Here is a 25374-nt window from a genome sequence, read left to right on the forward strand (position 1 = left end):
TTTAAGCCCTACCCCTAACATTTGGATATACGGATTTTTTTGCTGCGGAGCGTACTTTGCTGGGATGGGTGCGCACCGGCCTTACCGTAATGGCCTTTGGATTCGTTGTCGCCCGATTCGGATTATTTTTAACGCTCTTAACTGCAGCTGATAGGACTCGCGATATTCATAGTCACTGGCTATCAGAAGCGCTCGGAGTAATGCTGGTACTGACGGGATCGGTAATAATCATGGGGGCTTTGCATAACCATAGACACTTTACATCAACGCTACCGCCCGAAGCTGTTGCAAAAATGGATATTCCCTGGCTTGTGTCTTTTCTGGCTATTTCAATTGCATTAGTGGGAATTTTGCTATCGGTATACTTAATGTTTACATAATCAAGAGACCGGTAGACGAATCAGGGTACACCCGTATGTTCCTAACCTGCTCTCGGTAACATCCTATTAATTAAAATGATAACGACTGATTATATATAGATGGCACGGGGTTGAGTAGCGCATCCACTCACCGGGACTGTTTACTTTCTATGGCCCTTTTCGTTATCTATATGCGGACCAGAAAAGGTCTCATTAAGCGCCTTGAACAGTCATCTTTTACGTGGCATGAGCCTCTCGATCTATATATATATAAAGAAGTTCTCACAGGATGGCCCGAGTCTAAAGTTTTTTGGGAGAAAAGAAACGGCTTCAGTATCGGCATAGCCCCCCTGAGGAAAAAAAGGACACGTTCGTTTGTGCAATGAAAAGCATCACATTGCAGGGCCGACTCAGTCACTTCAGCGCCTGAAAGGCTGGTTGTGAGGCCCCAAGTCTCAATAGGTTTTTTTATTCATTATGTCCAGGATAGAAACAACCAGAAAGCACACCGGATTTTGCGATTTATGACAACACGCGTGCACAAGTGAGGCCACGATGAGCGCCGTCATCCTCGAATCTGTACTGACCTGCCCGCACTGCGGTTTCGCCCGGCAGGAAACCATGCCCACGGATGCTTGCCAATTCTATTACGAGTGTCTGAACTGCAAAGCGCTGCTGCGTGCGAAGCCGGGTGACTGCTGCGTGTTCTGTTCGTTCGGCTCGGTGCCGTGTCCGCCGATCCAGCAATCGAGCGGATGTTGCGGTTAAGCCGGTTGCAGAGAGCAAGATTGCTATCCGCTTCAGGGAATCCATTTTGCTGACTGATTATTGGGTTGAAGAATGAGGAACTTTATAGCTCTACGATCAAAGTACGCCTTGCCGTTGCCTCGCATCTTGAGCTCGCCCAAGCATTAAGGCATAAACTGCGTAATCCCAACACGAATATCTTTGGAGTATTGAGGCAAGATAGTACCGGAGGATAATTTCGTCGTCCTTCAGACGGAATGAACTACTGGAATAGACAGTAAGGACAAATTAACTCATCTTTCTATTATTGATAAAATATGTTATCGATAATTACGCGATCGAAGATACCAGAAAAAATTCTATCCAACATTTACAGTTGATAACCTATTTTATCAACTGTAAAATAGATTCATGAATTCCCTCATCCCAAAATCCCCAAACTCGAATATTTCCGAAATTTCTGCCGACTTTGAAGTTTCAGTTTTAACCTCCGCTCAATATCACCAACTGAGCGATGTTCCGCCGGCGATCGAATGGTTCGCTAATATTAGTAATCCTCAAACGCGACGCGCCTATGAAAATGATTTGCGTGGCTTCATGAAATTTGTGGGGATCGATCGGCCGGAAGATTTTCGGACCGTCACCCGGTCTCATGTTTTAGCCTGGCGCAAAACCTTAGAGGAAAAATCGCTTGCGGGTGCCACCATTCGCAGAAAACTGGCAGCACTGGCTTCCTTGTTCGAGCATTTATGCGAGTCCAACTCGGTGACTCACAATCCGGTCAAAGGGGTCAAGCGTCCGGTGGTGGAATCACTTCAGGGAAAAACGCCCGCCTTGGGTGATGCCCAGGCACGCGCACTATTGAGTGCTCCGGATGCGAGTAAGCTTAAAGGCAAGCGCGACCGAGCCATTCTCTCCACCTTGCTCTACCATGGCCTGCGCCGGGAAGAACTCACCAAACTTAAGGTGAAAGACTACTGCCAGACACGGCGGGGAGTGGCCCATCTTCGGGTGCACGGTAAAGGTGGCAAGATGCGCTTTGTGCCCACTCATCCAGGAACGCTGACCTTAATAGAAGAATATCTGGAAGCTGCGGGGCACGGGCAGGATCTGGATGCCCCACTCTTTCGGCCAATCAAGAATAATGTGCATGGGCATACCTATACCGCGCTCACACCCGGCAATGTTTATGAGCAGGTTGTTCTGAAATATTTAAAGAAGCTGGGTATTTTCGGTGAAAACATGGGACCGCATGTGATGCGAGCGACAGCTGCAACCAACGCATTGGATAATGGGGCGGATATTGCCAAGGTGCAGGAATGGCTGGGGCATGCGAATATTGCCACCACCCGAATCTATGACCACCGCAAGACCCGGCCAGAGGATAGCCCGACGTTTAAGGTTAGTTATTAAATTCGATCCTTCATGCTGGAGCAAGGCGTTACGAGAAGAAGGCGTGCCTCTTTAAGCTAATTATCCATTCGCTTTTATGTTATATCTCTTGTTCTGTACGGGTAAAGTGCGCATACTAATTAATATGCGTCCATTTCTTCGCAAATTTGTACTGGTTCTGATCATGCTGGGGCTGCCCGTGCAAGGTGCGCTGGCTGCGATCATGCCGCTCTGCGTGCAAGTAGCGCAAGCCAAAGGTACGTATACGGGACTTGAACCCCAAATTCATGCTGACATATCTATGCCATCAGCCCCTTCTGCCGCCTGTGGTCAACATCATTTGGCCAACCACGAACAAACGGTTAACAGCGAAGGCGTCGCCGGCGATATGATGGCCTATACCCTGCCGTGCGATGGTGTTGTTTGCCACATAAGCGGCAGCGGTTTGCCTCCTGCGGCATACGCTTTGAATCCCATCAGCGGATTTTCTTATGCCGCTTCTTTTACCTCCCGCTTTACCTCATTTATCCTTCAGCAACCGCAACGCCCTCCTCTCGCTTAATTCTTCGACAGAAGAAATCCGCCAGCAGCACTGAGGCATACAGCTACCTGATTATTTTTGGATATTCCCTAAATTCCCTCTCCCTTTCCTGGAGGGGAATACGGTCGCCAAACCATAGTCTGTTAGCTGGCTTCACCTAAACAATATTTCGTATAAAGATTTCGAGGGATGGGAGGATCCATTTCTTTCGTTTGCTTTGCAGCGGATGCCGCTTCCTGTACAGCCGACCATCTCGATGCCCGGATGGGTAACTGAGGGCATGTTGAGCTGTCGGGCATGGAAAGTGGCTAGACACCTCCTGCTGCATCATTTATTGAAGCACAGACTTTATGAAACTGTTCAGCAGACTACTGTAAATCCCGAGGTTCTTTTCGAATTTTGCCTTACATGATCCACCCAGCCACCTAAGGAGAGACGCAATGAGACTTACCGCAGCCCTCGCTTTAATCTTCGCTTTGTTTATATCCACCCTTGCCAACGCGCAGTCTGGCGGCATGAAAGACATGGATATGAAAGATAGTGGCAATAAGCATCAGACCCAGGAGTCCACAGCCATAACCCACCAGACGACAGCAGTCGTTAAAGCCGTAGATGCAATTAATGGCAAAGTGACGCTTGCGCATGCACCGGTCGAAAGCCTGAACTGGCCAGCAATGACGATGGGGTTTGCCGTCAAGGACAAGACGCTATTCGACAAGCTCGTGATTGGCAAAAAAGTCAAAGTCGAATTCATGCAGCAAGGATCTGACTACGTTGTGACTGCCGTGAAATAGCCCTTAATGACAGGGGGCGATGTCCGGTTTGCAGCACGACCCGTCGCACCCTGGAATCAAGTTTTAGCCCGTTAGAGATGTATTTTCATTCATTTAATAAAGAGGACTCGATATGAACACAAAAACTTTTTTTACAGTTTTAGCAACCCTCGGTCTGTTGGTTTCCTGCGCACAAATGAACCCTCAGCCGATGGATATGAGCCAAGCTGCTCAGGAGGCCAGAACCCCTCCTGATCATATAGCCTTAGCCAAACGCTACGAAGATGCCGCCAAAGAAATGCGGGAAAAGGTGCAGGAGCACAAAAAACAGCTCGAAGAATATGAGTACCACAGCAATCTCTATGCTAAACAAGCTCAGAATCTGCAAGCGCATTGCCGAGGCTTGATACGCTATTACGAGCAAGCCGCAGAGGCAAATCTATCTATGGCTGACTCTCATCGAAAAATAGCAGCGGAAGCCAAGTAATTCAGACTTCAAAGTACTTCCACCGGGCTAAGGCATGGCTCGGCTAGGTTGGCTCGCGCTACTATAATAAAAAGGTGACCGGGTCTGGTGCTGGCAGGGGGAGCTTCTTATACCGTTGCAAGGCAGCGAACTGGATGATGGGAAATTTTATTTCAATATTTACAATGAATTCTATTTCAGTACGACAGGAGCCCGGAACGCCTTATACAGCGAGAACTAGAGTTATGCGGGAATTGCCTTGCCAGAGGCAAGACAGGCAGAAGATCAAGATGTTGTCGAAGTCCTTGACCCGCCTCTTGCATCGTACCCAACGGGCACGGCGCCCCAGATTTTCATTAAATGCAATATATATATGCAACGCGCAATGTCAGGCTCAGAAATCTCAGGCTAAATCACTATCCGCTCAGCCTCATCAAGCGATACTTGATCATTTCTCCGATCATAAAGACCAGTAGTGCGCGCACTTTCGTGAGCTGCCATTTGTTGTGCTATTTCAAGTTTGCCGCCGTTGCGTAAGTACTCAGTAATGCCTGTAGCACGGAAGGAGTGATTACCGATCTTGGTAAAGATAGTAGCTTCAGCTGACCGTCTGCGGATCATGCGATATGCATCGGCTTGGCTCATTGGGCGGTCTGAAAGCTGTCCGGAGCGACGGGGCGCCGTGCGAAACAGAATGCTCTAGGCTTCCGTTAACTTAGCGCCGTTGATATAAGCGTGCAAGTATTCATCAAGATTGTGATGGCAAGGCATCTCATGCCGCTTTCCGCCTTTTTCGTATAACCGTATCCAAGTGCGACGACCCTGCACATAAACATCCTCAATTTTGATCTGAAGGGCCGCACCAACGCGGGCAAAAGTATAGACCATCAAACCAATCAAGGCGCGATCGCGTAAACCGACGAGAGTGCTCGTATCAATAGAGTCGAGCAAGGCACGCGCTTCATCCGCAGCCAGAACAGGCGTTTTTCCTTTTCTGACTGAATGCTTGGGACCGCGCACCGAACTCGCTGGATTGGTAGCGAGGACTTGGCCTACCACAAGCCAATCGAACAACATACGGATCGCGGCCAAATGTTGCTTCACCGAAGGGGCGGATAATCGCTGCCACAGAATCTCGATATAGGCCGCTACGTGCACAGGCTCGATATCGCTTAGCTCCGTCAGCGCGTTAGCTTCGCACCAGATCGCAAATTCCCCTACAGCCCAGGCGTACGCCTTACGGGTGTTAGGATTACGAATATTGGCAGTAAAGAACTCGATGAAGCGTTTGCTGGCATCTGCAGTCGGCGCGAACAACGTCGGCAACGATACCGAGCTTTGAAGCGAAGAGAGCAGGATATGGGACATTATCGATCCTCCCGGGAATGCCAAAGCCGAAGGATATAAATCAGGTTTTCAGTAACTTCATAACGCAATTCGTAATCACCCACAATTACACGTCGCACATCCCGCGGTGCAAACTCTTCAAGGGACACTCCAAGCTTAGGATAGGATAGAAGCTGCTCTGCGCCCGCCACCAGTTGCTTGATCACCTTTGCTGCTGCGGGGGGACTTATTGGAGCAAGAAAAGCATGAATGCGAACAAGGTCGCGTTCAGCACTAACCGTCCATTTAAGGGCCATGGATTAGGCCGGTTCGTCGAGACTTGTAGCCCAAGCATCAATTGAAGCGTGATCAACGATGCGACCACCATCCACATCTGCCAAACCTTCCAATGTAAGCTGATGACGTTTTGCTTCAAGTGCGACCCAGGACGTCAAGGCTTGTTTTACAATCCACCCCTTGGGACGATCGAGACGTGTGGCAAGTTGGTCGATCTGTTCTGCCAGCTCATTTGGAATGTGAGCAGTAACGACGCGTGTATTCATATCCAATCCTTTTGAACTATTATTAATCATATAAAATCAATAATAATCAGATCTATTTGTATTGTCTAGTCTCTGTTGGGAAAAACGCAGTTTAAATCCTACTATGTTTTGTGAATGATAACGTCCTTTATCATTCACTAATTTAAATCGTTGATTGTGGGAGCGCACTCGCGCTGGAATGAAGGCGGCACAGTCGTGCGGCATAAAGTTCGGGCGCAAGCCGAAACTGACCGGCCAGCAGATTGTCCATGCCCGTAAGCTGATGAACAGGGTGAGCCGGTGCCAGACGAGGCCAGGCTGTTAAGCGTTGACCACGCGACCGTTTATCGCGCGTTGCAACGGGTGGCTTAGGCCGCTACACGCATTCACGATCACGGTAAGACCAGGCCGGAAGATAGCCCGACGTTTAAGATGGCGTATTGAGACGGCTACTTGTCGTCTCTGCGCATGGTCTCGACCGAATCTTCAATGCTTCTTGTCCTTGGGTGGATTCGGATCGTTGCCGTAGCTATCGCTGTCGCGAATCTTGTTGTTGCGACCGTGGATAACCACTTCGACATGCTCTCGTTTCGCTTGCTCGCGAGCCCGCTCAATAGCTTGCTTCTGCGTGTCGGCTGTCACTCCAACGCGCCGAGCCCCCTCTTTTTTTGTTGCCCACCCATCTTTATGCGGCACGACATGAATGTCTTTCTTCATCATTGTTAGTCCTTTTCATTGTTGAGAAACATAGAAGCCTGACTCTAGCGCAACGGGCACTGATTCAGCGACAGCAGGTTGTTATTCCATTGCTCATCCGCGTAAGTGCGCAGATATGGTGCACCATTCGTGGGGCGAACCACGCCAACATCGGAGCGCTTCCCGTTGTGCGGATCGCGCACAAAGAAGGTGTTTGTCTTCGCCTCGATGCTGGCAATGACCTGTTCTCGTGCCCATGTCCACGACGGCGGATTGCCCAGATGCGTGATGTGTTCGTGCGGACTCTGCGGATGTGGTTTGGTGATGCAGGTAACTTGAACGTCGGCCATTTTTCTGTCCTTTTAGCTTGATTTTACCATTAATGTAATTTAAGATAAGACGCATTCGTCAACATACCGGTTCAACAAAAGTGCCTAAAAGCCTGATGACTAATTCGTCATTTATAACTATACGGAATCGTCATGATAAAGTCAAGCCCTCCGTCCACTATTTTTCCGGACCGCCTTCGTTGCGCGCGGGAATATCGTGGCCTCACCCAAGGCGAACTTGCGGAGCGTTCAGGGTTGCAGCCTTCCGCGATTTCACATTTCGAGACCGGCGCGCGTAAGCCATCCTTCGATAATCTTCGCTTGCTTGCCGATACACTCGACGTGACCACTGATTACCTTCTTGGAAGGGTTACAGAGTTCAAGGAGCTGGCTGGGGCCGATGAGCTGCATCGCCACTACAACATGTTGCAGGAAACCGATCGTAAATTTGCCGACGAGCTGATAACTCTACTCGCCAGCAAAGGTGCTGCGCCTGGTGCCAGTAAGAAATGACCCGTGCCGATCCCTGCGCCTTCGCGGCGCTGGCGGCTGAGCAGCTCATCAATGGTTTTGGAATTGCTGCGCTGCCGGTTGATCCGTTCGCCATTGCGCGGGGTCGCGGGATAGAAGTGGTGCCCAAACCGTCCCGTGACGCCGGTGTGTCCGGCATGCTGATCCGTGTCGGCAACGAATTCGCCATCGCCTACGCAACGCACATAGACAACAAGCCGTTTCAACGTTTCAGCATCAGCCATGAGCTTGGGCACTATTTTTTACCTGGCCATATTGACGCCGTCATCGGCACGAACGGCATTCATGAGTCGCGAGCGGGGTTTACGTCGAACGACCGCTACGAAATGGAGGCTGATCGCTTTGCTGCAGGCTTCCTTATGCCGCGCCACCTGTTTTTTCCTGCACTTGAGCGAGCTGGGCGGGGACTTGCGGCGGTCGAGAGCTTGGCCGCACTGTGCAAGACTTCTCTGCACGCTACCGCCATTCGCTACACCCAATGCACACGCGATCCGGTGGCCATCGTCGTTAGCGTTGGTAGCAGAATTGACCACTGTTTCATGTCCGAGGCTCTTAAGAGCGTCGACGGCATTGACTGGATTCGCAAGCGCGAGGCTGTGCCGCGCAATACGCCGACATTCGCATTCAATCAGGACGTCGAGAATGTGCGGCGTGCCGTTCGTGTCGATGAAACCTCCACTTTGCAGGACTGGTTCGGTGGTAGTCGCAGCGTCGAGATCTGCGAGGACGTGATAGGCCTGGGGAGCTATGGCAAGACGCTCACGGTACTTTATGACATAGCGTTACCCGATGACGACGAGGAGGAAGATGAAGGGTTCTTGATAGAGTCGTGGACGCCCCGTTTCCGACGCTAGTATTTAGACGATTGCCGCAAGATCAGGGCCGGAGGACAACCTGACCATCTAGGTGGCGTACGGAATAGTGCTTTGGGTTATAGAAGTTTCAATTGTCTTAATCCCGGCTTGTGCTCAATAACGCGAATAATATTGCGTTCTTTTTTTAGTTGGCCTTTTCCGGTGCGTAGCTGCCGTTCGTGGACTAGGCAATGAAGGTAATCATTCCTGGAGAATGAAACTTCGCCCTTTGCAATCCGATTGAGAAAATCAACGTCATCAAGCACTGCATAGAAAGGCTCACCCCCATCTGTCATGCGCCATTTATTGCCTTCCTTGAAACTCAGTGAGTCAATTTGTAGGAACATCTCTCTTTCGGCATCCTCCAACGTTTCTTCTTCAATGTCTGGTACATCGAAGTAGCGAGCCTCCTCTTTTTTGATTGTGAGTTTTTCTTCTGATCCACGACGGGTAGATATTTGGTCAATGCCATCAGTTGATAGGACAGCAACCAAGTTGCGGGCTTGCTCTCTCACTTGTAGATTCTCCGCCAGGGCAACAGCTTGTGTGTCGGTGACGAAGTGGGTATCTCCAATATGAATGTATGTGTCGCCCCCTTTGGCTTCAACCTTGTCAGGCTTTCTGCCACGCAGCCATTTTATTAGTGCGAAAAAGCCGCCCCCAACAGCGGCTGTTCCTGTTCCAACCTTAAAAATAATATCAGCTAGGTCTTTTGCTGCCGCAATGCCGTCCTTATGGCCAGCGAGTGAATCAATGAGGAGTAATGCTTGCGCGCCGAAGGACTGCACCAAGGTCATATTGACCTCGAAAGATCCCTTCTTTGTCGCTTGCAGCTTGACAGCAATCCGCGCCTGCTCACCGTTAATTTCTGCGTTTGCGGCCTGAATTAGCTCGCCAAGAGCCATAAGTGATGGAGCCAAATCCTTAACGTCTATCTCGCCATTTTCAACAGATGATCCCTCGAAAATGAGGCTGAAATTGGCATCGCTCATGCTGCTGTCCTCCGTTTCGTTGTGCTGCGGCGTTTTCGAACTTCCTTCGATTCAACCGGAAACATCGAGGTGAGCTGCTGATAGAGTTCAAACAGGAATGCCACCCGGTCACTATCGCCTAGAAATTTCTTTTTGGAGTAAGACGCGTCCACGACGGCGTCGAGTTTACGGTGTGCCTTGACCAGGTCTGGAGGCATAGTGCGCGGGTCATAGAGGTCAGCCAGCGACGCGTCGGGGTGTTGGGCGCGGGTATCCAGCACTGCTTGCGCGGCAGCTTCGATGTCTTCGCACTGCTTGGAAGTTGGGGCTTGCGGCCAAGGGAAGTTATTGTAGACGATTGAGATGGAATATTGATAATCGCTTTTCATGCGCCCAGTAACATAGCGCATCCAAGCCATATGCATAGCGGATTGCATTATTCCGAAGTGATACAATGTGGCTTCTGGGAAAATACGGAGTTTATTGCTACATAAAGTCTCTGGGGTCATGAACCCCAAAGGGATATAAATTCTGCGTTCGGAAGATACTTCTGGAATGACCAAAAAATTCGAATTGGGCATGTTTTCGACGTGAAAACGCGTTGGTGTATCAGCAAGTTTACGCGTCGGAATGCTTTTGCTCGCGAGACGCGACTTTCGTACTTCCTCAACCCTTTTCATTGCCTCAGGCATTTGACGCAATACATCTGGCGAGCAGTCGCCTAACCAAAGACACCATCTTTCAATGTTATTGATAAATTCTTCGGAGCCAAACCAGCGTCGGAAGTATAGTCGTGCAACAGGCTCAATTTGTAGGAACTCTGCTTTTTCTTCCGGAGTAAAAAGATAGTATCCACCGTCAATCGGCTTATTCCCAATTCCTATTTCCTGCACAGTACAGAGTGGACTGCTTCGACGAGGGATCACAACATTTGGCGCGTCAACCAGATAAGGGTTGATATTCTTCACCCTAATTTCATGTGCTTGCGACTGTAACGCCTCATAATCGAAGAGGCGCTTATCTACCGTGTCGTGTAAGGCGAACCCGATAATCACGCAATGCACCGCCGCCTTGCCGCGCGCTTCGCTCGACCAACTAAAAGTGCGATGCGCGAAGTGAATCTTCACGCCGCGCCTCAGCAAGTCCATCCACAAGATTCCAACCTGCTCGCCTTGCGTGATCGAATTGGTCGAGACAAACGCGGTTTTGATTGCTGTGTTGTCCGCCATATAGTCAGCAGCTTTACGATACCATGCCGCAACGAAATCAAGCAGACCGTAACTCTGTACGTCAGAAAAAACAGCGGCCATGTCGGCGCGTTGACCGTCGTTCATATATTTGGCACCCACAAACGGCGGGTTGCCCAGGATATAGTTGAGTTCCTTTGGCGAGACGGTTTTACGCCAGTCGAGCTGCAACGCGTTGTCATGCGCGATGGTGGCGGATTTCTTCAACGGCAGACGGCGGAAATATTGGCCGAATTCTTCGGAAACTAGCATGTTCATCTGGTGGTCCATCAACCACAATGCGGTTTGAGCAATCTGTGCCGGGAATTCCTCGATTTCGATACCGTAGAACTGATCGACGTCACACTGGATTTCGCTTTTGACGTCAAGTACGCGTTGCGTATCGTCCCGGCGCAACGCGCGCAGCACATCGAGTTCCAGCAGGCGTAATTCGCGGTAGGCAATGACCAAGAAGTTGCCACAACCGCAGGCGGGGTCAAGAAATTTCAATCCAGCGAGGCGGCGGTGAAATTCGATGAGTTTTTTCTTCTGGCTGCGGAGTTGCGCGAATTCTTCCCGCAGCGCGTCAAGGAACAATGGGCCGATGAGTTTGAGAATATTTTTCTCGGTCGTGTAATGGGCACCGAGATTGCGGCGCAATTTCTGATCCATCACCGACTGGAACAATGCGCCGAAGATGGCGGGTGAAATCCGGCTCCAGTCCAGCACGCAGCATTCCAGCAGCAAATCGCGCATGGCGCGGTCAAACGCCGCCGTGGGTAGGCGCTCGGCAAACAGATTGCCATTGACGTAAGGGAAGGCGGCCAATTGTTCGTCGAGCATTTTCAGCCGCTTGTCTTCCTGAATGTCTAGAACTTGGAACAAATTATCCAACCATTGTGCCAAATCCTGCCCGTCGGGGGCGGTACGTTGCTCGATCAGATCCTGAAACTGCCGCCGCTCAAAAATGCTGGTGTCTTCGGCGAATAAGCAGAACAGCAGGCGAACGAGGTAAACTTCGAGCTGATGGCCTTCATAGCCCGCCACCTTCAGCTGGTCGTGCAGCCGCCCCATCCGCTCGGCAGCTTTGACATTGACAGGGTCTTGTTCCTTGAACGATGTGGTTTGATAACCGGCGATGAAGCCGAACAGCCGGACGTTTTTATACAAGTCCTTCAGCGCAAAATCGTGCTGTGTGGATTCTTCCAGATCGTATAGCCGGAAGCGCGCGAAATCGGATACCAGGATATAGCGCGGCAGGTCGGCGTCCTTAATACCGGGGAAATAATCCTTCGCCTGTCGGAATGCGCGATCAAGGTCTTTGCCGCGCGATTTGTGTTCGACCAGCAGAATGCCGCGCCAGAGCAGATCGATATAGCCGTCCTTGCCGTCGATTTTCTTAACGTGTTTTTCGAAACTTGCCACCCGTTTGCGCGGCACACCAAAGACGTTGAAGAACCCGTCCAGGAAGGATTTTGCTTCGGCGTCCTCCGATGTTTCGTCGACCCATTCATGGGAAAAACTTAACGCGCGGTCTTTAATCTCATTCCAGGATAGAGGCATCTTCTTGTTCTATGAAAAGACATGCACAGGCTGTGCCGAAAGTGGCACTTGCCGCGCTCCCGTGCAATCAAGTTTCAGACGACGGCTTCCAGACCGCGCTTTTGCACTAGGGGTTCAGAAGCGTAACCCCTGTCCTGCTAGGCTTTGATCCCCAACAACCCCCACCAGTCCCGTGCCGCGTGCAGCACACGCACGATTAACACACCGTCAGGGCGCGGCAGGTAGAAGATCAGAACGTTGTCGAAGTCCTTGACGCGCCACTTGCGCAGACCGTGGCTATTATTTCCATTCCAAGGTTAAAACCACCGGCTTTAGCCGGTCAGCTTTAGCTACGATATTTTTGCGGACGTCGAATTGCAGACCAATGTCGTACTATGTGTTTTTAGCGTAGGCCCCCCGTTTCGCGGACTTTAGTCCGCAGGGGCCGGAGCCTCAACCCACCAGCTTTAGCTGGTGGTTGTTGAGTGCCCATCCCCGAAATTGTAAAATTAGCCTATTAGCAATCTCTCAATCAAAGAAATACGTTAGCTGGCTTATATCAACCCCTATGGATTCGGCATAGCACGCAAGGATAGGCGAGCTGGTTCGCCTCTCCTCATCGTTGCGCGGAGAAGGCAACAGCTTTAACCAGATTATAAACTGCTCGGCATCGGCCGCCTCGATCATTTCGGGGTTGGGAAATCATCCGTGGAACCGGTCGGGCTCGCATTTGATGCCGTTTTAGGCTCACAATAATCCATCAATAGGTTACAACTATCTTACTACCGCTCGGAATTTCCGGCGGTTTGGGCGTACAACCTCAAATAGTGAATTATTTTTCACTTTTTACCATGGGTATGTTTACATTTGTTTCGTCGAGCTTCCATGCTCCGGCGGTGAAAAGGCCGATGCCAGGAAGCAAGAAAAATGCAGTGCCCACTATATCTGCAACCCCTGTTCCGCTTAAAGAGTAATCAATTGTCTTCTGTGCGGGAAAGTACCCCGGTTTTGTACACATGATAGCAACCGATTTGTTTGTCTTTGATTCAACCTGAGCTTTACCTTCGTACACTTGACCATTGACCTGAAGGGTTGCATCAGACTCTGAGCAGACGGCACTAACAGTCTGGGTTTTTGGAGCAAATGTAGAACATCCCGAAACTAAAACACTAAATGCAACAATTGCAGCAGTGACCTTTTTCATACCTTTCTCCCTGTGATGACCCTTGGTTACGTAAGTCGTACGGCTACTCGTGCAAACTACTAATGATTATTAAGACGGAAAAACTAGGCCCGTGGATTGATTTACGGTCTTAGGGCATAAATCTGAAGAATGCTCCATGCCAGCGAGATGGGCCGGTTGGAACAGTGCGATATTCCCCGCTTCTATTTTTGAGTTTTATTGCAGAGTAAACAATTGGACTTAGGTACACAGATCGCCGAGTATGGGTATTTCAAAGTTGAAAGCTTGTCCCCTGACCACTTTCCAAATTCACTCGTCTAGCTCAATAAAATATTAAGGCGGGGTAACCAGCGATACAATCAATATGGCATCATTACTGGCTGTAGGCGGGGCGATCCTTTTATGGTGTACCCTGTAATCTTCCCAATCCGCAGCCCATTTTATTAACACCCAAGGAGTTTCAAAACATGAACAGAAAAGAACTCATCGATGCGCTCGCAGCCAAGACGGGCTCCAGCAAGGCCGATGCCGACCGGGCCCTGGGCGCGCTGCTCGACATCATTTCGGATACCCTCAAGAAAGGCGACTCCCTCTCATTGGTCGGTTTTGGTTCTTTCGAGGTCCGCAAGCGTGCCGCGCGCACCGGCCGCAATCCCAAGACGGGCGAAGCACTGAAGATCAAGGCTTCCAAGGCGCCGGCGTTCAAGGCAGGGGCCACGCTCAAGGCAGCGGTGAATAGCGGCAAGAAGTAAGTTCTTGCGTACTATTTTTTGCATTTCCTGAACGGCCCTCTATATCAACCTTGCGGCAAGCGCAGCACGTCAGGCCGAAGGCAAACGCCGTGGGGAGCCGGTGGATAATATGGGGAATCGGCTTGGCCGATTGTCCACGAAGCCAATGCGCAGTGGGCAACCCATTTATCCACCGGCGGGCGCGCGGAATAATCACCATGCCATTCATTTGACGCTTCACGCAGGACCAGCCCGTGTCCGGCGGAGTCTATGTGCTTCACCCACCGGGACCAAGGTCCCGGCCATCCGGTAACGATTCCTTTTTACCAACATTCACTCGCAACGTAGCCTTCGGCAACGTTGTACCCGACGGGTGACTCCTGGGTGCACTTAAACAAACGACAGAATTGTCCCATAGGAATTTGCGTAAAGCCCCGTCCAGCGTGGCTTTGAGTCGAATTCCGATCTCCCAAAATAGCCCGGTTCCCAGACCAGATTTTTGGGAAACGCCAAGCCCAGAGAGCCTGTTGGCCAACGGCTCGACACAGAGATTCCTCGCACAGGTTTCCACACGACCGAAGCCTAGCCCTAGAAGCACGGGATAAAGACCGCCAAGGCCTATCCTGCGGCATGATTACGGGTGGGCGGCAGAGGGCATGAAGGGGCAACTCAGCAGAAGTTCAGGCCGAGCCGCCGCTCTAAAAGTTATGGGACATTTCTGTCGTTTGTTTAAGTTCACCCGGTATGGTTCGGAATCATCGTCCAGATAGAACCACGTTCCGCAACGGTATCGCAGCTCATTTGGCGGCGAGAGTATTCTCGCGCTAGGGCTAATACAGGGGTAATGTGGCCTCCCAGTGAGAGGCTATAATGCTCTCCATTGGGAGGACCATTTGCCCTACAGAATTAATCATACTGTATACAAACGCATGCTGGAACACATAGATAGAATAAGTTAGTGGGGCGCGCTATCGCCTCCCTGAGCTTGTTGCGATTGGCCTCGTGCAAGAGGCATACTAGCAGCACCGTCGATTTTTGGAGATATAAAGATGAATGCAGCCGATAAATCTATAGTGCCGCTGACCAGCGGGAAAGACGCGTTACAGGAAAATGAAAAAAAGTGGGGATCTGATTTGGTAAAAGCAGGGTGGACACTGGTGCCGAATACGATCTTCATGCGTCAGCGGGCGCTTGGGCTGAATTCATTGGACATCAACATTCTTCTGATCCTATTGTCACACTGGTGGACTGCTGACAAGCTACCATTTCCGTCTAAGAAAACTATCGCGGAAGCGATTGGTTGCGATCCATCGACAGTGCGTCGCCGTATTCAGGCCATGGAAGCTGGAGGATTTCTGAAGCGAATCGAACGGCGTGTGGAGAAAGACCGGAACAAAACCAATCAGTATGACTTTTCTGGACTGATAAGGGCTGTAACACCTTATGCTAAGGAGGAGCTGCAGGCTCGTGAGCAGACCCGGAAAGAACAAGCCGAACGGGTTAAGCGTATAGGAAAACCACGACTGAAAGCGGTTTCAGAGCTAGGGTAAGGGGTTCGCCTTCGATTGCCAAAGGCCAGAAAAAACCATGCCCCCGGGGGCATGCTTTCGCAGAGGTCACACCGGGGGCTTGCTTTGAATTAATAATAGCCCCTTCAGGGAGGGGAGTCAAGTGGACCCCCTCTCTAATATGGAAGTAAGAACAAAAAGGGTCAGCAGATGCCGAAAACGGAACTTTCGCTACCAGAATTAGATTCGGAACAACTACACCATGTCATTGACACGCTAACCAAGCCCAGGTTGAGCAAATACCTTCGGGCGATGAATAGTCAGGAGCAGCAAGCGCTTAGGCTATATGTTTTAAATACCAAGGTTAGCGCGGCCTTCTTAGCCGACCTCCACTATGTGGAGATTGCGTTACGAAACAAATTCGACTTGGAGCTAACCGCTGGATTTGGCGCACACTGGTTTACCGCTGCGCCGTTTCTTGCTCTTATTGATCAGCGCAGCCAGGGGATTTTACAAAAAGCACAAAAGGACGCGGCAAAGCATTGGCCGAAAACGCTTGCAGTTCCTCCCGGGAAGGTAATTGCCGAACTGTCTTTCGGGTTTTGGCACAACCTGACTGATTCGAGGCTTGAACACACCCTGTGGGTTCCCTATCTACATAAAGCATTTCGATCTCGCACAGCTCCGAAGAGAGCCGTTTTTAATCAGAAGCTTGAAAAAATAAGACAGCTCCGCAATCGAGTTGCCCACCATGAGCCGATTTTTCATCTGAATTTGTTACAAGTTCACGAGATACTTAGCGAAGTAATGGAGATGTTATGTCCCCCTACAAAGCTAATCATGATCACAACCAGCACAGTTCGCCAAGAAGTCCTGGCTATATCAGGGTGCCAAAAGTGCCGAATATAGGTGTATTTTGCTTACCTTGAATCGAGCCTTGAAACGGCAAATTGCTAATGGCACATACATTTATTCGTGCGCTGGCGGCAATAGCCCCTCAATGAACGTTTGATGCTTCGTCAATCGCTCCAGGAGTGGATTGAGTTTTGTACGTTGGTTATCTGGCAGGGTGTTAAGCGCGAGTCTCATACGTTCCGGAGAATCGAGAACCTGCCGCCATTCTTCCTCCGGAAGATGCGCGAAGACCTCGGCGGCGAGGGGGCGGCATTCAGCCATCAGTGCATTCACCTCCGCTTCCATTGCTTCCAGCTTGGCGCGAATCACCGCCTGCTCTTCGAGTGTGCCACCGACCACCACTAGCTCGCTGGTACCGTCCTTATAATACAATCGGGATGCGAAGCATTTCACGTTTCCGGCGCGGGCTTCGTCTAGGAGATGGCGAAAGGTATTTGTAAGCCGTCGTTGTTTCCGGGCTTTCTCCATATCAGCGATCCCGGTAAGTCGTTTATCGTCATTTAGCATTGATCACCTTCTGCTGTTTTCGATTCCGATGGAAGCTATCTATCCGTTTCCGGCGCTTATCACTTGCAACGCTTAAATTACGCGATTTCCCACTTTTGACTAAAAAATGGATCTGCCGGCAACTGCTATTTTTAACCGCGGCTAAAGAAATGGATCTGTTTTTGGAATGATTTTCCCACCTCTCTGTTCTTTGTTTGAGCCGCTGCTGAAAGCAGGCGGCTTAAATTCAAATAGCGGCTCAATAAACAACATTGAACGCCACCGTTCCTAGGGTGGCGACGGTGCAAAAACAAGAGACCGCCGCCGCGATGATTGCCGTTTTGCGTGTAGTTTGTAATTCTTTTCTGGACCCTGACAGATCTCTCTTGATCTGTGCTTCGCCTTCATTCAACACCGCTGAAACAGCCATGTTCGTCTGTTCGCTCACATAATCAGCTGCCTCTGTAATAACCCTTCCTGCCGTCTGCTTAGCATCCGTAATACCCTGCTGCAAAGCCGCCTCGATCGCTTTCCGGTGAGTCTCATTCGCTTCCATCAAAATTTCGACGTACCGCTGTAGCACCAACTCATTGAGCGTGACCGCCGCCAGGATAGGGTCGCCCTTATCCAGCAAAACATTATGTTCTATGGCGATGGTCTTTCTTATCTCGTCAAAATCAATACCGCATCCGGTTCTTTCCATGATTCAATTCCTTTTTAAACGACTGCCCCCATCTGCCGATAGATCGCTTCTTGCACCCGATGCAACCGTGATTTTGCCATAAGCCCAAAATCCGCCGACCCTTTTACCTCATCGAAGGTGAGTTTGGAATCAAGCATCAACTGGATATCCTTGCCAAACGTAGAACCCGTTTGCCGTGCTATCCGCACGATGCCGTGGACACGATCCTTGTTATTCAGATAAACCTTCATTTCCTCAAACTCTTTGCCCTCGGCAACAATATCGCCAAAGAACTCATTTAACCAGATGACTATGCGCGCTTGTTCCGGCATATGCTCAACCAATGACGCAAACCCGGCAAGCGTATCCCGAATAGCCTGACCGCCTGTGATAACTGTATGGATGACAACCTGCTTGCCGCTTTCGGCAATCACGTTTATAGCGTCATTCTCGGCGATGTAAAAGCTAAGAGGAATAAATGTCGCTGCACCGTTATCAATAACAAAATTGGAATCCTCTTCGACAACCTGCTCAATCAAAGAATCAAAATTGCGCTCGATCAGAGAGCCGCCTTCCATCAATTCCAGGCGTTGCGTATCGAACGCCGCGTATCCGGAAAGCGTAGCGTTAACCGGGTCCGTATCAATGACAACAACCGATTCCCCTTTGCTGCGCAAATACTGTGCAATCAAAGACGACACGAAAGTTTTTCCAACACCGCCTTTTCCTTGAAGCGTGAAATGCACTTGTTTCATTTTTTGCTTGCTCCTGTCAAATGAGATCGTCGCGGTTGCTTCCGCTTGATGGGTCGTGTGTGAATCCGGGCTTTCGCTTTTCTTTTTCGCCTGGATCAATGGCTTTTGTTTCTGTTGCTGGGGCAGATTTCTCTCCTTCGTTCTCATAGCGTGGTTTGCTCCTGATATATCGAGTTACGTAGCGGGCGAACTGGCTGTAACTAATTTTCAAATGCTTCTCGTACTTCTGATAGATCACAAGCAGCGTATACCCGGCATCAATCATTTTTCGAATATCCTCGATTCGCGCCAGAAAAGCCACGCGACCTGCGCCTCTCGAGTTTTTTTTCAGTTCAGGCGTCACAACCCCCCCTTATTGCTAATTAGCGCTAATCCGCATATTAAATATACGATATTAGGCGAATGTATGCAACTTAAAGCGAATCTAAGCGAAAAGCCACATCTTTTAAAGCATAATTCTTTAGTTGCGCTAATTAGAGTATATTGGTACAGTGAAAAGAGGGCAAGATGTGTAATGTAGGCCTACGCACTGCGCGCTACGCCTCTCCATTACTCCCCTTATTCGCCTTCGGCTCAACGGGGAATCTTGCTCTGCGAGGCTCACAGACAAACCAAATCATGGAACCAAAACCGAACACCCGGCCGCGCGGCAAACCCATCAAGGTATGGGTGACGGAAGCAGAACGCGCCGAGATTCTCCGGCTTGCCGCTTCAGCGAATCTCTCGCTATCCGCATACCTTCGCGCGGCCGGGCTCAATCAGCGCGTCCGTTCCATCATCGACATTGAAGCCGTCAATGAACTGGCGAAAGTGAACGGGGATCTAGGACGGGTTGCCGGCCTGTTGAAACTCTGGCTGGCAACAAAGCGCGGTGAAGGCGCGGACCCCAAGCACGTCGAAAAGATGATGGATGACTTCCGGACTCTTCAGACCAAGATACTCAACATCATGGGAAGCGTCATGCGATGATCGCCAAACGCATTGACACGAAAGCGGCCTCCCCCCGGATAGCACGGCTTGTCCGGTACGTGGTTGCGGCCCAGGGCGGCATCGATCCGCGTAGCTGGTCGCGCACAGCGGATTACGTGCTGAACAGCGGCACCAGCAGCCGGGGTGAAAAAGTCGGCGGGGTACGTGTGACCAATTGCCATACCGACGATCCCGCAGCGGCGACTGCCCTTATCGAATGCACCCAGGCAGCCAACACCAGATCCCATACCGATAAGACCTATCACCTGGTATTCAGCTTTCCCCCTGGCGAAGAACCTGTTCTTGAAATCCTCCATGCAATCGAAGATCAACTATGCGCCGCCATCGAATACGCTGACCATCAGCGCATCAGCGCCGTGCACATAGACCGTGACCATCTGCACGTCCATGTCGCCATCAACAAGGTTCACCCCAAGGGTTACCAGAACATAGAGCCCTATTTCGATAAAAAGAAATTGATGGAAGAGTGCGACAGGCTGGAACGCAAATACAAGTTGAAACCTACCAATCACGGACTAACCGGAGAAAAAACCCATGAACGAAGTAACGATATCCGACTTACCCAAGAACGACACCCCGAAGAGCGCGACAGCCGTTCACGGCAACATTTACGAGAGTCCTACGATCTCTCGTTTGGCTATGAACCAGAGGCCGAATCCCTCAACGGTGTGCGAAACCTGTCCGGCTGCCGTATGGTACGTACTGCCCAAAGAGGTTCGCTGTTATTGCCGGGTAATGCACGTAATGGTCTACAGCAACGAGGAACGGAACGCCCTGACAGCGTGCGACGGGCGGGAGATGGCGATAGAGGCAATGTTAGCGAAAGGGTGAGTATTCCCCCCAAGCAAACGCAAGCTGAAGCACACAGCGGAATTGAAACCCTAACCGGCCATGTGGCGCGGGAAGTCGCCCCGGCCATGCACAAAGCCACGAACTGGCTAGAACTACACGCTACCCTTGCGGAGCATGGCCTTGAAATCAAGAAACGAGGCGCTGGCCTGGTTATCGGGCACACCGCTTTATGGGTACGGGCAAGCCAGTGCGATCGCTCGTTTTCCTTGAAGGCATTGACCGATAGGCTGGGACCGTTTGAAGAAAGCCGGCATAACCCCGAAATAACACACAAGCCTTATGAGCCGAAGCCACGGCAAGCGCATCCATCAAGCGCTGTACTGTTCGAGCAATACCAGCACTTACAACTGAAGCACAAGCTGGCCAGGAGTCACGACCTTGCGCAACTGAAATATAAAGGCGCCCTACTTGAAGCCAATCTTCAGCGATGGAAAATTGCCCAGCGCCTGCTGGTGAAAGTTGCTGCAAAAGGACCGCAACGCCGCGCCATGCTCAAGATGGTAAGTCTGCAAACGGCAGCGACGAGAAATGCCAACAAACGCGCAATTGATGCAAAGCGCCGCATGCTCATGGCTGAGACGCGCCTGCCCTCCTGGGCGCACTGGCTGACCCTTCAAGCCGAAAACGGCAACACCGAAGCCGTGGCCGTGCTGAGAAGCCGAAAAGAGCGGGAAGCCCTGCGCGGCGATCTATTGACCGCGGCTAAAAACGAGAATGCCGAAAACATCATCTTGAAGGGACTGAAACTTGAAGCTGATAAAGACGGGGCGCTTTCCTACAACACCGCAGACGGCGGGCTGGTTATCGACCGGAAAACTCACGTCCAGTCATTCAGAACCACGGCGGGCTCGTCGTTCATAGCCCTCGAACTTGCCTCGAAACGCTTCAAGGGACAGGCGCTAATCGTGGAAGGACAGGCGGACTTCCAGAAAGATGTGGCAAGGCTGGCCGGATTACACAAACTGGATGTGCGCTTTGCGGATCCTGCATTGGAACAAACCCGTCAATCGGCACAGGCAAAACCGGATAAGTCGAAATCGCGCAGTAAATCCATCGATAACGAGGCAGAACTATGAGCGAGAAGAATTCATCCATCGGTAAAACCCGCGCCATTGGCAGCGTTTATCTGCTGCTGCTTATCGTCGGGGTAAATGCCGTTTGCACCCAGTTTGTGGCCGAACGGCTGGCTTATCATCCTTCGCTGGGCATTCCACTCTTCGGACGGATTTACAGCCCATTGTCCTGGTGGCAATGGCTCTTTAACTTCTACGATTATGCGCCGACCACTTATAATTACGCATTTATCATTTTTGCACTCGGCATCGTGTCCGCTCTTCTGGCCTTTGTTGTGTTCGTTGGCATGAAAACACGCAGCTCCCGCAAACACGAAGGCTCACATGGGACCGCCGCATTCGCAAACCGTGAACAGGTGCGGGATACCGGCTTGCTTCACGACAAGAACGGATCGGGAGTTTATTGCGGGGCCTATGACGACGAAAAGACAGGCCGCACTCAGTACCTGCGCCACGATGGACCGGAACACATCTGCGCCATTGCCCCGACCCGTTCCGGCAAGGGTGTCGGCCTCGTAGTCCCTACCCTTTTAAGCTGGCCGGAAAGCGTTTTTGTCCTCGATCGCAAGGGCGAGAATTACGCCATGACCGCCGGATGGCGGCAACGGCACGCCAACAATGTCATTCTCCGCTATGACCCAGCCGAGCCAGGAACAAGCTGCGCATGGAATCCACTTGGGGAGATCCGGTCCGGCACTCGCTACCAAATCAGCGATACACAAAACATCGCTCTCATGGTCATAGACAGCGACGGAACAGGAATCCAAGGCAATCACTTCCGCTCGGCGGCACACGAGCTGATTGTTGGCCTAATCCTCCATGTGCTCTATAAAGCCCGTGAAGTCGGGCGTGTCCCGTGCTTGCCAGACTGCGCTCACATGCTCACAGGAGTTGGCGAGTTCGCGGCTCCCGATGTAAAAGACAAGGACCACGACCAAAGCGACCCGAAGACACTGGAAGGCTTATTCATGGAAATGTGCGATGTTTGCCTGCCGGATGCTCAAGAAGCGATGGAGGCGCAACTTGTAATCAGGGGCGTAGGCCGCCGCATGATTAGCACACCCCCGCGTGAGCTTGGAAGCATCATTTCCACGGCGAATAATGCCCTCTCCCTGTACCGCGATCCCATCGTTGGAGAGAACACTTCACGCAGCGATTTTAAGGTAGCTGACCTTATGGATCACGACAGACCCGTATCGCTGTACTTCATCACCACGCCGCGCAATGCAGACCGTATGAAGCCGCTTGCGCGGCTGCTGTTGACGCAGATTGTATTGAGCCTTGCCGATCGGATGGAATTCGATGATGGACGATCTAAAACCGTACACAAGCATCGTCTGCTACTGATGCTTGACGAGTTCCCTACCCTCGGAAAGCTGGAAGTTTTTGAGAGTGCTCTTGCCTACATTGCGGGTTATGGTATGAAGGCGTACATCATCACGCAGGACGTGCAACAGCTTTATAAGGCTTATTCCAACTACGAAAGCATTATCTCGAATTGTCATATCCGCGTGGCCTATGCCCCTAACAAGCTGGAAACAGCGGAATGGTTATCAAAAATGACCGGACAGACGACCGTAATCAAGGAACAGATCTCTACCTCGGGCAAGCGTTTCGGCATGGTGCTTGGGCAAGTATCAAGGAGCTATCAGGAGTCACAACGGTACTTATTGACTACCGATGAAATCATGCGCTTGCCGGGTCCGCTCAAGGACGCAAAGGGAAATATAACCGAAGCGGGCGAAATGCTGATATTCGTAGCTGGCCACCCTGTCATTCGTGGACGCCAGATACTTTATTTTCTCGATCCAACCTTCAATGAACGCTCGAAAATCGAACCTCCGCAAATGTCGGATACGTTACGTAAATCCACGTCCAGGAGCTTTGTAGTTGTATGAAGGCACGGACTATTGGCATCATGGCTTTGGGTGCGACCGCACTTATGATCGCCAGTGTGGCCGCTGGCCTTCGCCTTAATTTCACTGAATCAGCGCCGCGTGGCCTTTGGCTTGAGCGTGCCGTCGATCACGCCACGCTCAGGCGTGGAATGCTGATATCCATTTGCCCCCCTGCCCTGCCCATCGTCAAGGTCATGGGCGAACAGGGCTATCTTGCCCATGGCAACTGCGCTGAATCGAATGTGGCACCGCTTCTGAAAACCATCGCGGCTTTGCCTGGTGACCGCGTGAGGCTGCAGCGTGGTACTCCCGCAACCGTCAATGGCAGACCGGTACCCAACACCGTAGCCAAGCCATCCATGCCGGCATGGCCGGACGGCGAATACATCGTGAAACCTGATCAACTATGGGTATTTTCCAGCTACAGCATGAACAGCTTTGACAGCCGCTACTTCGGGCCTGTCAATCGCACGACCATCCGGGGTGAGGCTGCGCCCTTGCTGGTGGCCGGAAATGTGGAGGCAATGCAGTGATAGAGCTAATCCTGGCATGCGCTCCCAACGTCGCACCTTCGACCATTCAGGAAATTATACGGGTTGAAAGCGGCGGCAACCCGCTTGCAATCAATGTCAACAAGCGGCAAGGCGCTACGTTTCAACACCTCAAAAAGATCAAGACAAAGCAGGATGCCGTTACCATAGCCAACGCCGCTATCGCGGCTGGGCACACGGTTGATATGGGATACATGCAAGTCAATAGCGCGAACCTCTCACGCCTGGGCTACACCGTTGCGGACATGTTCGACCCCTGCAAGAACATCACAGCCGGAGCACATATCTTGACCATGGCCTACACTGATGCGCTACCGAGGCACGGTGATGAGCAAGCGGCTTTGCGCGCCGCGCTATCGCGCTATAACACGGGGGATTTTACGAGGGGTTTCCGGAATGGCTATGTGGCACGATATGTCGATATGCCTACAGAACCAATTTTGAATGCTTTGGACCCCTATACGGCTAACACGTCGGTGTGGCGTCAGCCGGATAGAATTATCCAAGATCGGCGTTAGTAACCCTGTTGATAACTGCCTGAAGTGTCTGTTTCCGTTCCTGCTCCTTGAACTGATCGCAATTGTTGCAAGGGGTGGCCGGTCCACGGCGGCAGGATAATATCCTTCGTGATCATGATATCGAACAGGTAACCGGGGCGAATTTCCAAGGTAGGTTGAATGCTCAAATTGCGCCGTGCGACTTGCATCCCCAACATGCCCAATTGCTGACCCAACGCCGCCGCCATGATCTGCTGCGAGTTATAAGTGCCTGTCACAGCCCCGCGCGGCTGGGAGAGTTGAATGCCGGCCGAAAACAGCGAAAGCATGAACGCATTGCCGAACGTGCGCCAGTAGTGGTTATCCACTTTATCATTGAATCCGGCGAATCCGCTTTGATCCGCGCCGGGCATCCCATCCAGCGACAATGACGAACCGTCCGGGAACATAACCCTGTTCCACGCGACAAGTACCCTCTCCTGCCCCGCCGATACTTGACTATCGTAAGTACCCACCAGGCGCGCCCCGGCCGGGATTATCAAAATGCGGCCGGAAGCCGAATCGTAAACATTTTCCCGCACTTGCCCAACGATCTGCCCCGGCAAGTCGGAATTAACCCCGCTCAACATCACGCCGGGAATAATCGCTCCTGCATTAAGCTGAGTCGGCGCCAAAGGTGCTTGGCGCGTATGTTTCAGGTAAATGCCCGTATTGTTCGACGCATTGAGAAAAGCTTGTTTCTGCGCTTGCTGGTTTGGATCGCCGGCGCCGTAATTCTCGCCGCCCGGATCGTCCCTCGGTGGCGGTGGTATCAAACCATCGACACCAGGCATACCCGGAGTGCCGCCATGGCTCGGACGGACCGCGCCCGCCGAAGGCTGCCACTGTTGTTTCATACCGAACTTTTCTACCTCGGCGGGTGCCGCGAGAGCGGCTTCAAGGGCGGCTGCCTTTCGCT

At 51.4% G+C, this 25374-nt stretch carries 28 protein-coding genes and 2 pseudogenes; 16 read left to right on the plus strand and 14 right to left on the minus strand.

Translation table 11 applies throughout. The features are described from left to right. Window positions 1-44: 44 nt before the first annotated feature. The 6 genes and pseudogenes from SQ11_RS16825 to SQ11_RS10460 all read left to right on the plus strand — a co-directional run. Window positions 45-380 (plus strand): annotated as a pseudogene (locus SQ11_RS16825) (YidH family protein); the annotation flags it as partial. Between the two features lie 534 nt (window positions 381-914). After that, window positions 915-1127, plus strand: coding sequence for a GDCCVxC domain-containing (seleno)protein (locus tag SQ11_RS17895; protein WP_084226811.1), 213 nt, complete (start codon window positions 915-917; stop codon window positions 1125-1127). A 390-nt stretch (window positions 1128-1517) separates the two neighbouring features. Continuing rightward, a complete protein-coding gene (locus tag SQ11_RS10445; RefSeq protein WP_052494166.1) occupies window positions 1518-2519 on the plus strand; it encodes a tyrosine-type recombinase/integrase in 1002 nt (333 codons plus the stop codon). A gap of 124 nt (window positions 2520-2643) precedes the next feature. Next, a complete protein-coding gene (locus tag SQ11_RS10450) occupies window positions 2644-3060 on the plus strand; it encodes a hypothetical protein (protein ID WP_041514112.1) in 417 nt (138 codons plus the stop codon). Between the two features lie 419 nt (window positions 3061-3479). After that, window positions 3480-3833: a copper-binding protein gene (locus SQ11_RS10455; protein ID WP_041514113.1), complete on the plus strand. Its 354-nt coding sequence runs from the start codon at window positions 3480-3482 to the stop codon at window positions 3831-3833. 112 nt (window positions 3834-3945) lie between these two features. Beyond that, on the plus strand, window positions 3946-4299 hold the full coding sequence (locus SQ11_RS10460) for a hypothetical protein (RefSeq protein WP_041514114.1): 354 nt from the start codon (window positions 3946-3948) through the stop codon (window positions 4297-4299). Between the two features lie 387 nt (window positions 4300-4686). On the opposite strand, the pseudogene SQ11_RS10465 reads toward SQ11_RS10460, so the two are convergent. From SQ11_RS10465 to SQ11_RS10485, 5 genes and pseudogenes are all read right to left on the minus strand, one after another. Further along, window positions 4687-5646: pseudogene (locus tag SQ11_RS10465) on the minus strand (tyrosine-type recombinase/integrase). Further along, entirely contained in the window at window positions 5646-5921 is a 276-nt protein-coding gene (locus SQ11_RS10470; RefSeq protein ID WP_041514115.1) for a type II toxin-antitoxin system RelE/ParE family toxin, read from the minus strand. The pseudogene SQ11_RS10465 and the gene SQ11_RS10470 overlap by 1 nt, the downstream one beginning before the upstream one ends. A gap of 3 nt (window positions 5922-5924) precedes the next feature. Continuing rightward, window positions 5925-6167 (minus strand): CopG family ribbon-helix-helix protein, encoded by a 243-nt coding sequence (locus SQ11_RS10475; protein ID WP_041514116.1) that lies wholly within the window; start codon window positions 6165-6167, stop codon window positions 5925-5927. A gap of 465 nt (window positions 6168-6632) precedes the next feature. Beyond that, a complete protein-coding gene (locus SQ11_RS10480; RefSeq protein ID WP_198140846.1) occupies window positions 6633-6866 on the minus strand; it encodes a DUF2188 domain-containing protein in 234 nt (77 codons plus the stop codon). A 41-nt stretch (window positions 6867-6907) separates the two neighbouring features. Further along, window positions 6908-7192, minus strand: coding sequence for a DUF3892 domain-containing protein (locus tag SQ11_RS10485; RefSeq protein ID WP_041514117.1), 285 nt, complete (start codon window positions 7190-7192; stop codon window positions 6908-6910). Window positions 7193-7324: 132 nt separating this feature from the next. Between SQ11_RS10485 and SQ11_RS10490 the strand changes: the two genes are divergently transcribed. Both SQ11_RS10490 and SQ11_RS10495 read left to right on the plus strand, forming a co-directional pair. Beyond that, window positions 7325-7684, plus strand: a complete 360-nt coding sequence (locus SQ11_RS10490) for a helix-turn-helix domain-containing protein (protein ID WP_041514118.1) — start codon at window positions 7325-7327, stop codon at window positions 7682-7684. Then, entirely contained in the window at window positions 7681-8556 is an 876-nt protein-coding gene (locus SQ11_RS10495) for an ImmA/IrrE family metallo-endopeptidase (RefSeq protein WP_041514119.1), read from the plus strand. Before SQ11_RS10490 ends, SQ11_RS10495 begins: the two co-directional genes overlap by 4 nt. A gap of 77 nt (window positions 8557-8633) precedes the next feature. Here SQ11_RS10495 and SQ11_RS10500 read toward each other — a convergent pair whose 3' ends face one another. From SQ11_RS10500 to SQ11_RS10510, 4 genes are all read right to left on the minus strand, one after another. Continuing rightward, window positions 8634-9548 (minus strand): hypothetical protein, encoded by a 915-nt coding sequence (locus SQ11_RS10500; protein WP_041514120.1) that lies wholly within the window; start codon window positions 9546-9548, stop codon window positions 8634-8636. Then, window positions 9545-12316 carry a DNA methyltransferase gene (locus SQ11_RS10505; protein WP_041514121.1) on the minus strand — a complete coding sequence of 924 codons (2772 nt, stop codon included), beginning with the start codon at window positions 12314-12316 and terminating at the stop codon, window positions 9545-9547. The genes SQ11_RS10500 and SQ11_RS10505 overlap by 4 nt, the downstream gene beginning before the upstream one ends. Before the next feature lie 137 nt (window positions 12317-12453). Continuing rightward, window positions 12454-12585: a type II toxin-antitoxin system RelE/ParE family toxin gene (locus tag SQ11_RS18110; protein WP_084226817.1), complete on the minus strand. Its 132-nt coding sequence runs from the start codon at window positions 12583-12585 to the stop codon at window positions 12454-12456. Between the two features lie 542 nt (window positions 12586-13127). Then, complete coding sequence (locus SQ11_RS10510; RefSeq protein ID WP_041514122.1) at window positions 13128-13499, minus strand: hypothetical protein; 372 nt, start codon at window positions 13497-13499, stop codon at window positions 13128-13130. A gap of 416 nt (window positions 13500-13915) precedes the next feature. Here SQ11_RS10510 and SQ11_RS10515 point away from each other — a divergent pair, with 416 nt between their 5' ends. The 3 genes from SQ11_RS10515 to SQ11_RS10525 all read left to right on the plus strand — a co-directional run bounded on the left by SQ11_RS10515 (window position 13916) and on the right by SQ11_RS10525 (window position 16626). Continuing rightward, the gene (locus SQ11_RS10515; protein ID WP_269746043.1) at window positions 13916-14230 is read left to right on the plus strand and encodes an HU family DNA-binding protein; all 315 of its coding nucleotides are present in this window, start codon (window positions 13916-13918) and stop codon (window positions 14228-14230) included. A 1028-nt stretch (window positions 14231-15258) separates the two neighbouring features. Continuing rightward, window positions 15259-15759, plus strand: a complete 501-nt coding sequence (locus SQ11_RS10520) for a helix-turn-helix domain-containing protein (protein WP_052494167.1) — start codon at window positions 15259-15261, stop codon at window positions 15757-15759. A gap of 168 nt (window positions 15760-15927) precedes the next feature. Continuing rightward, window positions 15928-16626 carry an Abi family protein gene (locus SQ11_RS10525; RefSeq protein ID WP_052494168.1) on the plus strand — a complete coding sequence of 233 codons (699 nt, stop codon included), beginning with the start codon at window positions 15928-15930 and terminating at the stop codon, window positions 16624-16626. Between the two features lie 60 nt (window positions 16627-16686). Here SQ11_RS10525 and SQ11_RS10530 read toward each other — a convergent pair whose 3' ends face one another. From SQ11_RS10530 to SQ11_RS10545, 4 genes are all read right to left on the minus strand, one after another. Next, complete coding sequence (locus tag SQ11_RS10530; RefSeq protein ID WP_041514124.1) at window positions 16687-17139, minus strand: hypothetical protein; 453 nt, start codon at window positions 17137-17139, stop codon at window positions 16687-16689. 238 nt (window positions 17140-17377) lie between these two features. Then, complete coding sequence (locus SQ11_RS10535; RefSeq protein WP_052494169.1) at window positions 17378-17821, minus strand: hypothetical protein; 444 nt, start codon at window positions 17819-17821, stop codon at window positions 17378-17380. 14 nt (window positions 17822-17835) lie between these two features. Then, window positions 17836-18555: an ArsA-related P-loop ATPase gene (locus SQ11_RS10540; protein WP_041514125.1), complete on the minus strand. Its 720-nt coding sequence runs from the start codon at window positions 18553-18555 to the stop codon at window positions 17836-17838. A gap of 16 nt (window positions 18556-18571) precedes the next feature. After that, entirely contained in the window at window positions 18572-18898 is a 327-nt protein-coding gene (locus SQ11_RS10545; protein ID WP_041514126.1) for a TraK family protein, read from the minus strand. Between the two features lie 275 nt (window positions 18899-19173). On the opposite strand from SQ11_RS10545, the gene SQ11_RS10550 reads away from it, so the two are divergent. From SQ11_RS10550 to SQ11_RS10570, 5 genes are read left to right on the plus strand one after another with little or no spacing between them, the layout of a single operon-like run. Beyond that, window positions 19174-19524, plus strand: a complete 351-nt coding sequence (locus tag SQ11_RS10550; RefSeq protein WP_041514127.1) for a hypothetical protein — start codon at window positions 19174-19176, stop codon at window positions 19522-19524. Next, window positions 19521-21473: a TraI/MobA(P) family conjugative relaxase gene (traI, locus tag SQ11_RS10555; RefSeq protein ID WP_052494170.1), complete on the plus strand. Its 1953-nt coding sequence runs from the start codon at window positions 19521-19523 to the stop codon at window positions 21471-21473. Before SQ11_RS10550 ends, traI begins: the two co-directional genes overlap by 4 nt. Then, window positions 21470-23368: a type IV secretory system conjugative DNA transfer family protein gene (locus SQ11_RS10560; protein WP_041514128.1), complete on the plus strand. Its 1899-nt coding sequence runs from the start codon at window positions 21470-21472 to the stop codon at window positions 23366-23368. Before traI ends, SQ11_RS10560 begins: the two co-directional genes overlap by 4 nt. Beyond that, window positions 23365-23901 (plus strand): conjugative transfer signal peptidase TraF, encoded by a 537-nt coding sequence (gene traF, locus SQ11_RS10565; RefSeq protein WP_041514129.1) that lies wholly within the window; start codon window positions 23365-23367, stop codon window positions 23899-23901. The genes SQ11_RS10560 and traF overlap by 4 nt, the downstream gene beginning before the upstream one ends. Further along, window positions 23898-24437 (plus strand): lytic transglycosylase domain-containing protein, encoded by a 540-nt coding sequence (locus SQ11_RS10570; RefSeq protein WP_052494171.1) that lies wholly within the window; start codon window positions 23898-23900, stop codon window positions 24435-24437. The genes traF and SQ11_RS10570 overlap by 4 nt, the downstream gene beginning before the upstream one ends. Here the strand turns inward: SQ11_RS10570 and SQ11_RS10575 are convergent. Beyond that, window positions 24434-25374: TrbI/VirB10 family protein (locus SQ11_RS10575; protein ID WP_052494172.1), on the minus strand; the 941-nt coding region annotated here is incomplete at its 5' end. The two genes, SQ11_RS10570 and SQ11_RS10575, sit on opposite strands and share 4 nt — an antisense overlap.

The sequence above is a fragment of the Nitrosospira sp. NpAV genome (assembly GCF_000832065.1).
GTDB lineage: Bacteria > Pseudomonadota > Gammaproteobacteria > Burkholderiales > Nitrosomonadaceae > Nitrosospira.

Bases quoted from the DNA above. Each gene is read 5' to 3' on its own strand.
- SQ11_RS10525 (WP_052494168.1), top strand. From the start codon at position 15,928: ATGCCGAAAACGGAACTTTCGCTACCAGAATTAGATTCGGAACAACTA.
- SQ11_RS10475 (WP_041514116.1), bottom strand. From the start codon at position 6,167: ATGAATACACGCGTCGTTACTGCTCACATTCCAAATGAGCTGGCAGAA.
- SQ11_RS17895 (WP_084226811.1), top strand. From the start codon at position 915: ATGAGCGCCGTCATCCTCGAATCTGTACTGACCTGCCCGCACTGCGGT.
- traI (WP_052494170.1), top strand. From the start codon at position 19,521: ATGATCGCCAAACGCATTGACACGAAAGCGGCCTCCCCCCGGATAGCA.
- SQ11_RS10560 (WP_041514128.1), top strand. From the start codon at position 21,470: ATGAGCGAGAAGAATTCATCCATCGGTAAAACCCGCGCCATTGGCAGC.
- SQ11_RS10445 (WP_052494166.1), top strand. From the start codon at position 1,518: ATGAATTCCCTCATCCCAAAATCCCCAAACTCGAATATTTCCGAAATT.
- traF (WP_041514129.1), top strand. From the start codon at position 23,365: ATGAAGGCACGGACTATTGGCATCATGGCTTTGGGTGCGACCGCACTT.
- SQ11_RS10480 (WP_198140846.1), bottom strand. From the start codon at position 6,866: ATGATGAAGAAAGACATTCATGTCGTGCCGCATAAAGATGGGTGGGCA.
- SQ11_RS10470 (WP_041514115.1), bottom strand. From the start codon at position 5,921: ATGGCCCTTAAATGGACGGTTAGTGCTGAACGCGACCTTGTTCGCATT.
- SQ11_RS10490 (WP_041514118.1), top strand. From the start codon at position 7,325: ATGATAAAGTCAAGCCCTCCGTCCACTATTTTTCCGGACCGCCTTCGT.
- SQ11_RS10455 (WP_041514113.1), top strand. From the start codon at position 3,480: ATGAGACTTACCGCAGCCCTCGCTTTAATCTTCGCTTTGTTTATATCC.
- SQ11_RS10500 (WP_041514120.1), bottom strand. From the start codon at position 9,548: ATGAGCGATGCCAATTTCAGCCTCATTTTCGAGGGATCATCTGTTGAA.
- SQ11_RS10505 (WP_041514121.1), bottom strand. From the start codon at position 12,316: ATGCCTCTATCCTGGAATGAGATTAAAGACCGCGCGTTAAGTTTTTCC.
- SQ11_RS10495 (WP_041514119.1), top strand. From the start codon at position 7,681: ATGACCCGTGCCGATCCCTGCGCCTTCGCGGCGCTGGCGGCTGAGCAG.
- SQ11_RS10485 (WP_041514117.1), bottom strand. From the start codon at position 7,192: ATGGCCGACGTTCAAGTTACCTGCATCACCAAACCACATCCGCAGAGT.
- SQ11_RS10510 (WP_041514122.1), bottom strand. From the start codon at position 13,499: ATGAAAAAGGTCACTGCTGCAATTGTTGCATTTAGTGTTTTAGTTTCG.
- SQ11_RS10550 (WP_041514127.1), top strand. From the start codon at position 19,174: ATGGAACCAAAACCGAACACCCGGCCGCGCGGCAAACCCATCAAGGTA.
- SQ11_RS10540 (WP_041514125.1), bottom strand. From the start codon at position 18,555: ATGAAACAAGTGCATTTCACGCTTCAAGGAAAAGGCGGTGTTGGAAAA.
- SQ11_RS10535 (WP_052494169.1), bottom strand. From the start codon at position 17,821: ATGGAAAGAACCGGATGCGGTATTGATTTTGACGAGATAAGAAAGACC.
- SQ11_RS10460 (WP_041514114.1), top strand. From the start codon at position 3,946: ATGAACACAAAAACTTTTTTTACAGTTTTAGCAACCCTCGGTCTGTTG.
- SQ11_RS10530 (WP_041514124.1), bottom strand. From the start codon at position 17,139: ATGCTAAATGACGATAAACGACTTACCGGGATCGCTGATATGGAGAAA.
- SQ11_RS10450 (WP_041514112.1), top strand. From the start codon at position 2,644: ATGCGTCCATTTCTTCGCAAATTTGTACTGGTTCTGATCATGCTGGGG.
- SQ11_RS10520 (WP_052494167.1), top strand. From the start codon at position 15,259: ATGAATGCAGCCGATAAATCTATAGTGCCGCTGACCAGCGGGAAAGAC.